9 protein-coding genes and 1 pseudogene are annotated in these 12,919 nt (G+C 62.3%); 8 read left to right on the forward strand and 2 right to left on the reverse strand.

Annotation, left to right across the window (positions count from 1 at the left end; translation table 11 throughout):
* Nucleotides 1–69 precede the first annotated feature (69 nt).
* From NKJ26_RS15405 to NKJ26_RS33560, 5 genes and pseudogenes are all read left to right on the forward strand, one after another.
* Nucleotides 70–1,722, forward strand: a complete 1,653-nt coding sequence (locus NKJ26_RS15405) for an ABC transporter substrate-binding protein (RefSeq protein ID WP_352600759.1) — start codon at nucleotides 70–72, stop codon at nucleotides 1,720–1,722.
* Between the two features lie 229 nt (nucleotides 1,723–1,951).
* On the forward strand, nucleotides 1,952–2,986 hold the full coding sequence (locus NKJ26_RS15410) for an ABC transporter permease (protein ID WP_352696051.1): 1,035 nt from the start codon (nucleotides 1,952–1,954) through the stop codon (nucleotides 2,984–2,986).
* A 12-nt stretch (nucleotides 2,987–2,998) separates the two neighbouring features.
* Nucleotides 2,999–4,156 carry an ABC transporter permease gene (locus tag NKJ26_RS15415; protein WP_352600763.1) on the forward strand — a complete coding sequence of 386 codons (1,158 nt, stop codon included), beginning with the start codon at nucleotides 2,999–3,001 and terminating at the stop codon, nucleotides 4,154–4,156.
* Nucleotides 4,157–4,203: 47 nt separating this feature from the next.
* A pseudogene (locus NKJ26_RS15420) lies at nucleotides 4,204–6,489 on the forward strand (dipeptide ABC transporter ATP-binding protein); the annotation flags it as partial.
* A 189-nt stretch (nucleotides 6,490–6,678) separates the two neighbouring features.
* The gene (locus NKJ26_RS33560) at nucleotides 6,679–6,921 is read left to right on the forward strand and encodes a helix-hairpin-helix domain-containing protein (protein WP_502899501.1); all 243 of its coding nucleotides are present in this window, start codon (nucleotides 6,679–6,681) and stop codon (nucleotides 6,919–6,921) included.
* Between the two features lie 30 nt (nucleotides 6,922–6,951).
* Here the strand turns inward: NKJ26_RS33560 and NKJ26_RS15425 are convergent, their stop codons facing one another.
* Nucleotides 6,952–7,542: a transglycosylase SLT domain-containing protein gene (locus NKJ26_RS15425; RefSeq protein WP_352696052.1), complete on the reverse strand. Its 591-nt coding sequence runs from the start codon at nucleotides 7,540–7,542 to the stop codon at nucleotides 6,952–6,954.
* A gap of 217 nt (nucleotides 7,543–7,759) precedes the next feature.
* On the opposite strand from NKJ26_RS15425, the gene NKJ26_RS15430 reads away from it, so the two are divergent.
* On the forward strand, nucleotides 7,760–9,298 hold the full coding sequence (locus NKJ26_RS15430; protein ID WP_352696053.1) for a trimethylamine methyltransferase family protein: 1,539 nt from the start codon (nucleotides 7,760–7,762) through the stop codon (nucleotides 9,296–9,298).
* A gap of 66 nt (nucleotides 9,299–9,364) precedes the next feature.
* Nucleotides 9,365–11,806, forward strand: a complete 2,442-nt coding sequence (locus NKJ26_RS15435; protein ID WP_352696054.1) for a GcvT family protein — start codon at nucleotides 9,365–9,367, stop codon at nucleotides 11,804–11,806.
* Between the two features lie 19 nt (nucleotides 11,807–11,825).
* Here the strand turns inward: NKJ26_RS15435 and NKJ26_RS15440 are convergent, their stop codons facing one another.
* On the reverse strand, nucleotides 11,826–12,218 hold the full coding sequence (locus tag NKJ26_RS15440) for a DoxX family protein (RefSeq protein WP_352696055.1): 393 nt from the start codon (nucleotides 12,216–12,218) through the stop codon (nucleotides 11,826–11,828).
* A gap of 199 nt (nucleotides 12,219–12,417) precedes the next feature.
* On the opposite strand from NKJ26_RS15440, the gene NKJ26_RS15445 reads away from it, so the two are divergent.
* The gene (locus NKJ26_RS15445; RefSeq protein ID WP_352696056.1) at nucleotides 12,418–12,906 is read left to right on the forward strand and encodes a hypothetical protein; all 489 of its coding nucleotides are present in this window, start codon (nucleotides 12,418–12,420) and stop codon (nucleotides 12,904–12,906) included.
* The last annotated feature ends 13 nt before the right edge of the window (nucleotides 12,907–12,919 follow it).

The following is a 12,919-nucleotide window of genomic DNA, read 5'->3' on the forward strand; positions in this document are numbered from 1 at the left end:
TGCCGTCTTTGACATCATGGCCTGGATGCGGAATGTTAATCGGCGGAAAGCCAACAATGGGAGTAAGTCATGACAATCTACAAGAGTAATGGCGATCGCGTTCCGGATCACATCCTGGCCATGGCCGAAGACGCCAAGGCAGGCAAGGTGGATCGCCGCGAATTCCTGGCCATGGCCAGCGTCTTCGGCGCATCGACGGCAATGGCTTACGGCTTGCTTGGCCTCGCCGACCCCACGCCGGCGAAGGCCGAAGAGGTAAAAGGCAAGAAGGGCGGCACACTGAAGATCGCGCAGTGGATCAAGGATCCGAAGGACCCACGCAAGTCCGACTGGTCGGAAATCGCCAATGCCGAGCGCCAGGCACTTGAGCCGCTGGTCAAGTACACATCCGAATACACGTTCCGCCCCTATCTGCTGGAGAGCTGGGATGTGAACGATGATGCCACGCAGTACACGCTGCATGTCCGCAAGGGCGTCACCTGGTCGAACGGCGACCCCTTCACCGCGGACGACGTCGTCTTCAATCTGAAGCGTTGGGCCGACAAGAAGGCCGAGGGCAATTCGATGCCCGGCCGTCTCGGCTCGCTGGTCAAGGACGACAAGCTCGACGAGAGCGCCGTGACCAAGCCGGACGATCACACTGTCGTGCTGAAGCTAAGCAAGCCTGACATCGCGCTCATCCCCAACATGTGCGACTATCCCGGCCTCATCGTTCACAAGACCTTCGACGAGAAGGGCGGCGACTTCAAAGCCTGTCCGATCGGCACCGGCCCGTTCGAGCTTGTCTCCTACGATGTCGGCCAGAAAGTGGTCTACAAGCGCCGCACCGACGACAAGTGGTGGGACGGCGAAGTGTTCCTCGACGGCCTGGAATTCATCGACTACGGCACCGATCCGGCAGCCATGGTCAGTGCTTTCGAAGCGGGCGAAGTGCACACCAATTTCGAGACCTCGGCCGACTACGTGTCGATCCTCGACGGCATGGACCTGGTCAAGTCGGAGATCGTCACCGCTTCCACCATCGTCTGCCGCACCAACGTCAACAACAAGCCCTATGGCGACCAGAAAGTGCGCAACGCACTTCAGCTTGCGGTCGACAACAATGTCGTTCTTCAGCTTGGATACGGCAATGCCGGCACCGTTGCCGAAAACCACCATGTCTGCCAGATTCACCCGGAATATTATGAGCTTGCGAAGGTCGCACGCGATCCGGCCAAGGCAAAGGCGCTTATGGCGGAAGCCGGCCAGGCCGACTTCGAGCACGAACTGATCACCGTCGACGAAGACTGGCACAAGAATACCGGCGATGCGATCGCTGCCCAGATGCGCGACGCCGGCCTCAAGGTGAAGCGTACCGTGCTGCCGGGCTCGACGTTCTGGAACGACTGGACGAAGTATCCGCTGTCCATGACCAACTGGAACATGCGGCCGCTTGGAGTCCAGGTGCTTGCGATCGGTTATCGCACAGGCGAGGCCTGGAACGAGTCAGCCTGGTCGAATCCTGAGTGGGATGCCAAGCTCAATGCGGCGCTCGCCGTTGCCGACGCCGCCAAGCGCAAGGAAATGATGAAGGACATCGAGCAGATCCTGCAGGATTCCGGCATCATAATCCAGCCGTACTGGCGCAAGCTCTACAGCCACTCGGTCAAAGCGGTGCAGAACTACAAAATGCATCCGACCTTCGAGCGCGACTACGGCAAGGTCTGGCTCGATCAGGCTTGATCACACCGAGAAGGGGAAGGGGCGTCGGCCCCTTTCCTTTCCTTTTGGCATCATCCGCCCCCTGCGGTTCCGCGCTCCTCAGAAAAAGGTACGGGACTCCCGGGCAATGTCATGCAACAAAACAGGGTTGATTGCATCCCAGGGCCTGTTTGACAGCCAGTTCCGTCGGTCACGGCAGGGTTGATTTTCATAGCCGGCTCAGACCCCAACCCATCGGCAGGGGACCGCCATGCTTTCTTTCGTTATCAGGCGCCTTGGCACCATGGCATTGACGATGCTGTGCCTGACGATGGTCGTCTTCTTCCTGATCAACCTCGAACCCAATCTGAAGAAGCTGGCGATCAGCCAGACCGAGATGCACACCTCGGCCGAACAACTCGAAGGCTGGCTGGTCAACCACGGCTACCGACAGAATTTCTTCGTTCGCTATGGCCAATGGCTGGGCGTCGTGCCCAAGCAGCCGGTGACCGATCCGGCGACTGGCAAGCCGTCGCAACGCTTCTCCTTCTGCAACGATCCCTTGGTGCCGGCCTTCGCCGGTGTTCTGGAAGGCGATTTCGGCTGCTCGACCAAGTTCAAGACGACGGTCGCTTCAAAACTCTTTCCGGCACTCGGCGCCACCGGCATCCTGATGTTCTGGGTTCTGGCGGTGATGGTGCCGATCTCGCTGCTAGTCGGCATTCTGGCCGGTATGCGCGAAGGGTCGCGGACCGACCGCGTGCTGTCGGTGGCTTCGATCGCCTCGACGGCGACGCCCGAATATGTGTCGGGCGTTATCTTTACCGTCATCTTCGCCTCATGGCTCGGCTGGCTGAACGGTTCGGCCGCCTCGGCCAGCCAAGGCATCACCTTCTACAATTTCACCTTGCCGGTGATGACGCTGGCAATCTACGGCATCGGCTACATCGCCCGCATGACGCGCGCTTCGATGGTCGAGGTGATGACGCAGCAATATATCCGCACCGCGCGGCTGAAGGGGCTTTCCTTCAAAAGCGTGGTGGTCAAGCACGCGCTGCGCAACGCGCTGATCGCGCCTTTCACCGTGATCATGCTGCAGTTTCCGTGGCTGCTCACCGGCGTCGTCATCGTCGAGGTGATGTTCCGCTACCAGGGGTTCGGCTACACGCTGGTCGAGGCGGCCGGCAATAACGACATCGACCTCCTTCTCGGTTGCTCGCTGGTCTCGGTATTCATCGTTTTGATCACGCAGCTCATTTCCGATGTCGGCTACGCGTTTCTCAATCCGCGTATCAGAGTCCAGTAGGAGATCAGGCGGATGCAGGTCGAATATATCAGCGCCGTCAGTGTCGTGCTCGGAGTGCTGTCGCGCTTCTGGCCGGTCTGGATCGCGCTCGTCATCGTCATGGGGGCGAGCTTCGCCTACAAGAAGAAGCTGGCTCTCTACGGCCAGTTATTCGACAGCGGCGTCGGCATAGTCGGCGTCGGCATCTGCCTTTTCTGGCTGTTCACGGCAATCTTCGCCTCGACCATCTCGCCCTTCGATCCGTTGGCGCAGATTCCGATGATGAAGGATGCGCTGCCGGGCGGAATCGAACCGCAATCTGGTCTTGTCTATCTGTTCGGCGGCGACAAGCTGGCGCGCGACGTGTTTTCGCGCATGGTCTATGGCAGCCAGATCGTGCTGATCATCGCGCCGGCGGCAACCGGTTTCGCGCTGATGGTCGGCATCACGCTCGGCCTGCCTGCCGGCTACTATGGCGGCAAGATCGATACCGTGCTGTCGTTCCTGGCCAACCTCGTCCTGGCATTCCCGGTCATCCTGCTGTTCTATCTGCTGGTGACGCCAGGCATTATGGACACGCCGATCCCCTATGCCATGGCCGGGGTGTTCTTCCTGTTTCCGATCATCTTCTTCAGCGTGCTGTTCTGGACGCGCTACAAGAACCGGCCGGACCGGCTCTATATCCTGCTCGGCATCACCCTGATCGTCGGCGGCTGGATCTATGCAGGCCTGGTGTTCGACGCCGATCCACTGAAGATCGTCCACATCGATCCCAACCAGCTCAATATCTTCGTGGCGGTGGTGTTCGCCTCCAGCCCCGGCGTGTTCCGCATCGTGCGCGGCCTGGTGATGGACATCAAGACGCGCGACTATGTGGCGGCGGCGCAGACGCGCGGTGAATCGCCCTGGTACATCATGCTGTGGGAAATCCTGCCCAATGCGCGCGGACCGCTGATCGTCGATGCCTGCCTGCGCATCGGCTACACCACCATCCTGCTCGGGACGCTCGGTTATTTCGGCCTCGGCCTGGCACCGGAAAGCCCGGACTGGGGCACTGCGATCAAGGATGCCAGCCGGCTGCTGCGCTCCTTTATCCACCCGGCGCTGCCGCCGACGATCGCGCTGATGTCGTTCGTGCTGGGCCTCAATTTGCTCGCCGACTCGCTGCGTGAGCAATCGATGAAAGACTGATTGACGGGCTTCGGCCCTCATCTGGTAAAATTGGATTGGAGCGACCCATGAACGAGGCAGTTCGAAATCCCGCCGAACCGATCATCGAGATCGAGAACCTGTCGATCTCCTTCTTCACCCGCAAGGGCGAGATACCGGCCGTCATGGACTTTTCCTGCACGGTCATGCCGGGCGAGGCGATGGGCATCGTCGGCGAATCCGGCTGCGGCAAGTCGACAGTGTCGCTCGGCATCATGCGCGACCTCTCCAATATCGGGAAGATCGTCGGCGGCAAGATCAAGTTCCAGGGCAAGGACATGGGCGAGCTCTCCGACGAGGAGCTGCGCGCCATCCGCGGCAACAAGATCGCGATGATCTACCAGGAGCCGATGGCCAGCCTCAATCCGGCGATGAAGGTCGGCCAGCAGTTGATGGAAGTGCCGCTGATCCACGACAAGGTGTCGAAGGACGAGGCCTACAAACGCGCGCTCGAAATGGTGCGCTCGGTCAAGCTGCCCGACCCCGAGCGCATGATGCGCTCCTATCCGCACCAGCTCTCGGGCGGCCAGCAGCAGCGCATCGTCATTGCCATGGCGCTGTTGTCGAAGCCGGCGCTGCTTTTGCTCGACGAGCCGACCACGGCGCTCGACGTGACCGTTGAGGCGGGCATCGTCGACCTGGTCAAGGGGCTCGGCGAGAAGTTCGGCACCTCGATGATCTTCGTCTCGCACAACCTCGGCCTGATCCTGGAAACATGCGACCGCATCACGGTGATGTACTCGGGCGAAGCAGTGGAGACCGGCAGGATCAAGGACGTGTTCGACCGGATGCGCCATCCCTACACGCAAGGGCTGTTCCGCTCGATCCCGCTGCCCGGCGCCGACAAGAATTCGCGGCCCCTGATCTCAATCCCCGGGCAATTGCCGCTGCCGCACGAGCGGCCGAAGGGCTGCAATTTCGGCCCGCGCTGCCACCATTTCGTCGAGGGCGTCTGCAACGCCGCCGAAATCCCGATGATCGAGGTCGCCGGGCACGAGGGCCATTTCTCGCGCTGCGTGCGCTTCAACGAGATCGACTGGGAGGCGCTGCCGCCCGGCGCCAAGAAGGTCAATGAGCGCGTCGTGCCCGGCGCGCCGGTGCTCAAGATCGAGGATCTGCGAAAATACTACAAGGTGGGCGGCAGCGAGGTGTTCGGCTCTAGCGAAGGCCGCGTCGTCAAGGCCAACGAGACGATCTCGTTCATGGCGCGCGAATCCGAGACCGTCGCCATTGTCGGCGAATCCGGCTGCGGAAAGTCGACGCTGGCCAAGGTGTTGCTCGGGCTGGAAACGGCAAGCTCCGGCAAGGTGACGCTGGGCAACAAGGAGATCCAGTCGACCGGTATCGAGAACCGGAGCGTCGACACGGTGTCGTCGATCCAGATGGTCTTCCAGAACCCGTTCGACACGCTCAATCCCAGCCATTCGGTCGGTTCGCAGATCATCCGCACGCTGGAGAAATTCAATGTCGGCAAGACCGTCGCCGACCGGCGCAAGCGCATGCTGGAATTGCTCGATCTGGTGAAATTGCCGCGGGCCTTCGAGACGCGCAAACCGCGCCAGCTTTCCGGCGGCCAGAAGCAGCGCATCGGCGTCGCCCGTGCCTTCGCCGGCGACGCCAAGGTTGTGGTGGCCGACGAGCCGGTCTCGGCACTCGACGTGTCGGTGCAGGCGGCGGTGACTGAACTGCTGATGGACATCCAGCGCAAGAACAAGACGACGATGCTGTTCATCAGCCACGACCTGTCGGTCGTGCGCTACATCGCCGACCGCGTCGTCGTCATGTATCTCGGCTATATCGTCGAACAGGGCACGACCGACCAGATATTCGCGCCGCCCTATCACCCCTATACCGAGGCGCTTCTGTCGGCGATCCCGATTGCCGACACCAGCGTGGTGAAGAAGCACATCGTGCTGGAGGGCGACATTCCCTCGGCGATGAACCCGCCGACCGGCTGCCCGTTCCAGACACGCTGCGGCTACAAGAAACTGGTGCCGGACAATCTGTGCGAGACCAAGGTCCCGCCGGTCAAGAATTTGGGTGACGGCCACATGAGCCTGTGCTGGCTCTCCGACGAGGTGCTGGCGACGATGGAGCCGGTGATCAAGTTCGACAAGCAGCACGCCGCAAACGAAGGCGTGCCGGACGATGCGCCGCATGGCACCGGTCCGGGCTTTGCCGGCACGCCGCCCAGACGGCCGCGTGGCAAAACAGCCAGCGCCGAAGCCGACGCGGTGGGGCAGGCGGCCGAGGAGACGGAGGCGGTCTCGCGTACCCGCCGCCACGAGGTTCGCGACGAAATTTCGGAAACCGGCGCACCCGCGACCGATGCCAACGCCACCTCCGCGCCGTTCACGCCAAGGACGCTCGGCGATGGCCGTCAGGCTGAGAACGCACGCGTTGCGCCGCTTGCCGGACGTGCGGCGAGGCAGTCCAAGCCAGCCCCGTTGACCGGCGCAGGCATCGCCGATCGGAACCGACCGGCCGGTATCGCCAGGCCTGCCGTGCCCGATGATTTGACGCTGATTGCCGGCGTCGGCCCGAAGACGGAAGCCATCCTCAACGGCCTCGGCATCTTCACCTACGCCCAAGTCGCGGCATGGAAGAAGGCGGAGCGCGAATGGGTCGACGACCATCTCAGGTTCCGTGGCCGCATCGAGCGCGAGGACTGGGTCAAACAGGCCAAGGCGCTCGCCAAGGGCGGCGAGGCGGAATACATCAAGGTGTTCGGCAACAAGCCACGCTGATCAGGAAGCCGCCTCCGTGGCGGCAACCCTTTAGTTGCCGCACTGGCTCAACTGCTGCGCATAGTCGCGGGCCATCTTACCGGTTGCCCGCGCGTAACCCTGGACGCCGGCATCGCCGCGATTGCCGCGGCCATAGGCGGTCCAGCCGAGATAATAGGCGAGATACAGATTGTAGGTGTCGTTGCGGGCGACACCGAACGTGTCCGATGTCTTGGAATGATACCAGCCGACGAAGTCGACGGCATCGGCGAATCTGGTTCGCCGCGCCGCCCAGTTGCCGGTCTCGCTCTGATATTGCGACCATGTGCCGTCCAGCGCCTGCGAGAAGCCCGTCGCCGACGAGACGTGTTTCCAAGGAATGAAGCCAAGAAGCTTGGTGCGTGGCGGCCGGGCGTTGCTCTTGAAACCGGATTCCTTGCGCACGGTCGCCATCAGCACTGGGACGGGCACGCCGTATTTCTGTTGCGCGCGCTCGGCGGCCGACTGCCAATTGTCGAACCAGCCGTCATTCTGGTCGAAGACGGCGCAGACATTGTTGATGTGGCTGGGCGCTGTGGCACAGGCCGAAAGCGCCAGCAGCGCGCTTATCGCTACAATTTTACTAAAACTCGACCTACGCATCGGGAGAGCAATAGGCCGAAAACATAAAGGGAATCTTGCTGCATCCGTTAATGCATCATCGAAGCGGTCGCTCCAGACGACGCTATATCGATAATCCGACGCACCATGTCGCTCTATATAAATAGGCACTGCTAAAATGCCGCCTTGGCTAAAATCACGCCCGCCAACGGCGTATTTCTGACAGCTTGGCTGGTTTGCCGGGGCTTTGATATCCGGCATGAACGAACCAAGACGCAAGCGCGGCGCCGAGCGAACCAGCAACAGGGGGCCAGCGCCGATCCCACAGTTGCCCCCCAGGCGTGTGACGAACCCTTATTCGCCAATGGCTATGCTGTCGCCCGAGCATATCGAGGCGATCCATCAGGCCTCGATGCACATCTTGGAGAATTTCGGCATAGAGGTGATGAGCCCGCGCGCGCTGTCGCTGTTGGAGAAGGCAGGTGCCAGGGTCGATCACGCGACCGCGAATGTCCGCATCGATCGCGGTCTGGTCGAGGAGATGCTTAAGACGACGCGGTCCGCCTACCGGCTTACGCCGCGCAACCCGGCCAACGTGGTCCATCTCGGCGGCAACACCATCAACTTTACGCTCGTCGCCGGGCCGCCCAATGTGCACGACATGGAGCGCGGTCGTCGCGCCGGTAATTTGCGCGACTATGCGGATCTGACCCGGCTGGCACAGCATTTCCACTGCATCCATATGCTTGGCAACCAGGTCTGCGCGCCGGTCGAGCTGCCGGCCAATTCCCGCCATCTCGATACCTACTTCACCAATCTGACGCTGACCGACAAGAGCTTTCATGTCTCGGCGATCGGCCGGGGCAGGGCGCTCGACGGCATCGAGATGATGGCGATCGCTCGCGGACTGACACTGGACCAGATGCGCGACGATCCGGGCATCACCACCATCATCTCGGTCAACTCGCCGCGCCGCTTCGACGAGATGATGGCCGAAGGGTTGATGACGATGGCCGAGTTCGGCCAGTCGGTGGCAGTGACGCCATTCACGCTGATGGGGGCGATGAGCCCGGTGACGCTCGCCGGCGCGTTGGCGCAGCAGAACGCCGAGGCGCTGTTCGGCGTCGTGCTTACGCAGCTTGTGCGGCCCGGTGCGCCGGTGATGTATGGCGCCTTCACCTCCAACGTCGACATGAAGTCGGGCGCGCCTGCCTTCGGCACGCCTGAGAACACCAAGGCCAACATTGCATCGGGACAACTGGCGCGGCGCTATGGGCTGCCCTACCGCACGACGCCGGGTTCCGCGTCCAACGCCGCCGATGCGCAAGGCGCCTATGAGACGCTGATGGCGCTGTGGGGCGCGGTGCTCGGCCATGGCAACCTCGTCTACCACGCCGCCGGCTGGCAGGAAGGCGGGCTGACGGCCTCGTTCGAGAAGCTCATCATCGATGTCGAGATGATCCAGCACATGATGGAATTCTTGCGCCCGATCGAGGTCAACGAGGCCGAGCTTGCGGTCGAGGCGCTGGGCGCGGTGCCGACCGGCGGCCATTTCTTCGGCGAGCCGCATACGCTGGAGCGCTACGCCACCGCCTTTTACCAGCCGATGCTGTCCAACTGGCAGAATTATGAAGCCTGGCAGGAGGCCGGTGGCCTCGATGCCACCGCGCGCGCGACGCGGCTATGGAAGAAGGCGCTGGAAGACTATGTCGAACCGGTGATGGATGTCGCCGTGCGCGAAGCGCTGGAGGCCTATGTGGCCAAGCGCAAGGAAGCGATTGGGGCGAACGAGCCGTGATACGCCACGAACTTCCCGTTTTGAATCATCCCACCCACTCAACTCACTGATATCAGAGAACAACCTATGAAATCACATGCAAAGGTCGTGGTCATTGGCGGTGGCGTCGTCGGGTGCTCGGTGTTGTTCCATCTCGCCCGCCATGGCTGGACCGACGTGGTGCTGCTGGAGCGTGACGAACTGACTTCCGGTTCGACCTGGCACGCGGCCGGCGGCATGCACACCATCAATGGCGATCCCAACGTCGCCAAGCTGCAGAAATACACGATCTCGCTCTACAAGGAGATCGAGGAGCTTTCCGGCCAGGCAACCGGGGTGCATCTGACCGGCGGCGTGCTGCTCGCCGCAACCGAGGCGCGGCTCGACTGGCTGCGCGGCGTCGTCGCCAAGGGCCGTTATCTCGGCATCGACCTGGAAGAAATCTCGCCGAAAGAGGCGGCCGAACTGATGCCGCTGCTCGATCCCACACAGTTCGTCGGTGCGGTGCGCAACAAGGAGGACGGCCATCTCGATCCCTCCGGCGTCACCCACGCCTATGCCAAGGCGGCGCGAAAACTCGGCGCGGAGGTCGAGCGTTTCACCAAGGTCGAGGACGTCGTTCGGCGGCCCGACGGATTGTGGCGCGTCATCACCAACAAGGGCGAGGTGATAGCCGAGCACGTCGTCAACGCCGGCGGGCTGTGGGCGCGCGAGGTCGGCCGCATGGTCGGGCTGGAGCTGCCGGTGCTGGCGATGGAGCACATGTACCTGATCACCGAGGACATGCCGGAGGTCGCCGCCTGGAACCAGAAAACCGGCACCGAGATCATCCATGCGGTCGATTTCGACGGCGAGCTCTATCTGCGCCAGGAGCGCGGGGGCATGCTGATGGGGACCTATGAAAAGGCCAACAAGCCCTGGTCCGAATACCAGACGCCATGGAATTTCGGCCATGAATTGCTGGAGCCCGACATCGACCGCATCGCGCCGTCGCTTGAGGTCGGCTTCCGGCATTTCCCGGCCTTTCAGAACACCGGCATCAAGCAGATCATCAACGGACCCTTCACCTTCGCGCCCGACGGCAACCCGCTGGTCGGACCGGTACGCGGACTGCCGGGCTTCTGGGTGGCCTGCGGCGTCATGGCCGGTTTCAGCCAGGGCGGCGGCGTCGGGCTGGCGCTGTCCAACTGGATGATCGAGGGCGATCCCGGCGCCGACATCTGGGCCATGGACGTTTCGCGCTATGGCGACTGGGCGACGATGGCCTACACCAATGCCAAGGTGCGCGAGAACTATTCCAGGCGGTTTTCGATCCGCTTCCCCAATGAGGAACTGCCCGCCGGGCGGCCGCTGAAGACGACGCCGGTCTACGATTTGTTGTCGGCCAAGGGGGCGCAATGGGGTGTTGCCTTTGGGCTGGAGGTGCCGCTTTGGTACGCGCCCGAAGGGGTCGAGGACGAGTTCTCGTGGCGGCGCTCCAGCGACTTCAAACATGTTGCGAAGGAAGTGGAAACCGTGCGGGCCTGTGTCGGCCTGGCCGAGATTTCGAGCTTCGCCAAATACAGGGTGACGGGCGAGGGGGCAGCAGGCTGGCTCGACCGCATCCTTGCGTGCAAATTACCGAAGCCCGGCCGCATGACGCTGGCGCCCATGCTAAAGGAGGACGGCAAGCTCATCGGCGATTTCACGCTGGCCAATCTCGGCGAAGGCTGGCTCGGCGGCGAAGGCTGGTTCATCGCCGGTTCCGGCATTGCCGAGCAATACCATATGCGCTGGTTCGAAAAGCATCTGCCTGGGGATGGCTCGGTTCACATCGAGGCGCTGGGATCGAAGCTCACCGGCCTGTCGATCGCCGGACCGAAGGCGCGGGACGTGCTGGCCAAGGTCACGCGGACGGATGTCTCGAACGCCTCCTTTCCCTTCATGGCCATTGGCAAGATGGATATTGGCATGGCACCGTGCCTGGTTGGCCGCGTCAGCTACACTGGCGATCTCGGCTATGAAATCTGGGTGGCGCCGGAATATCAGCGCGCGGCGTTCCAGGTGCTGATGGCGGCGGGCGAGGAGTTCGGCATTGGCCTGTTCGGGTCGCGCGCGCTCAATGCGCTGCGGCTAGAGAAGAATTATGGCTCATGGGGGCGCGAATATCGACCGATCTACGGACCGCTCGAAGCCGGGCTCGACCGCTTCGTCGCCTATGGCAAGGAGGTGGATTTCATCGGCAAGGCCGGCGCCCTCGCCGAGCGTAAGCAGGGCGGCAAATTGCGCCTGCGCACCTTCATCGTCGATGCCGACGATGCCGATGTCATCGGCGACGAGCCGATCTGGTTCGGCGGCGCCGTGCGCGGCTGGGTCACCTCGGGCGGATATGCGCATCATTCGAAAAAGTCCCTCGCCGTCGGCTATGTGCCGAAGGAGATCGCCGACGAGACCGACGGCTTCGAGATCGAGTTGCTCGGCAAGCGCCACGCGGCGCGCATGCAGGCGGTACCGCTGTTCGACGCGAATTTCGAGCGCATGAGAGGGTGAAACTCAGCCCGGCGGGGCATCATCCGTTGCCGCGGTTGTCCAGCGCGAAAGCACCAGGACCAGCGAAGAACAAATAGAGGAAGATGAAGCAGAACGAGATCGCCGAATCGCCGCCATTGTTGACCGGGAAGAAGTCGCGCGGCATGTGCGCCATGAAATAGGCGGTCGCCATTTCGCCAGCCAGCAGGAACGCCACCGGCTGGGTCAGAAGGCCAAGTGCCAACAGGATACCGCCGGCGAATTCGAGAATGCCGGCGGTCAGCGACAGTCCGGACAGCGCGCCGGCATGCTCGCCGACAGGGAAATTGAACAGTTTCTGGGTGCCGTGTTCGATGAACTGCAGCGCGGTCACGATGCGCAGCACGCCGAGCGCCTGCGGCTGATACTTGGCAAGGCCTTTCAAAAGCTCCATCCGAAACTCCGTTTTCACCTCCCGGCCCGGCCTAGATTATCGTCCCGAGATGGACCACTCACTTCCCGCTAGCTGACATCAAAAATCGGTGATGGGAGACGTTCCGCAACACATCGATATTTTCTCTCTAAGGTTGCATTGTTATCTCTATGGTTGTATCGATTGTAGATAATCGAAATCGTTTTGGGGGCCTCTTGCCATGAAAAGAGTCGTGATCAGTTTTTTCGCAGTCCTTGCAGGCACCGGCTTCGCGATTGCCGAGGACGCAGGCTGCGAGGCCTTCAAATGGCCGGTAACGCGCGAGCAGGCGCTGTTCGCCGCGCCTCCTTCTGCTACGTCGGGCGCGGCGCTGGCGGTCGGCGCAGCCGCCGATCTGGTCCTGGTGCCGGCCGAGACGGCGGAATTCGCCCTGCCGCCCGAACGTGCCCCGGCGCCTGGTACGTTCGGCGGCATCGCCAGCATGGTTGTACCGCCGGAAGGGGGCATCCAGATAAGCCTGTCCGGCGAAGCCTGGGTCGATGTCATTCAGGACGGCCACACCGTGAAATCGGCCGGCTACAGCGGCGTCAAGACCTGTCCGGACATTCGCAAGAGCGTTCGGTTCAAGCTTGCGCCCGGCCCGGCCACCGTCCAGTTCAGCGGTGCGAAAAAGGCGGGCCTGAAAGTCGCGGTGCTGGCGCCGGAATAGCCCGGCCAAGCAA

The organism is Mesorhizobium sp. M0152, from assembly GCF_040322415.1.
Taxonomy (GTDB): Bacteria; Pseudomonadota; Alphaproteobacteria; order Rhizobiales; family Rhizobiaceae; genus Mesorhizobium.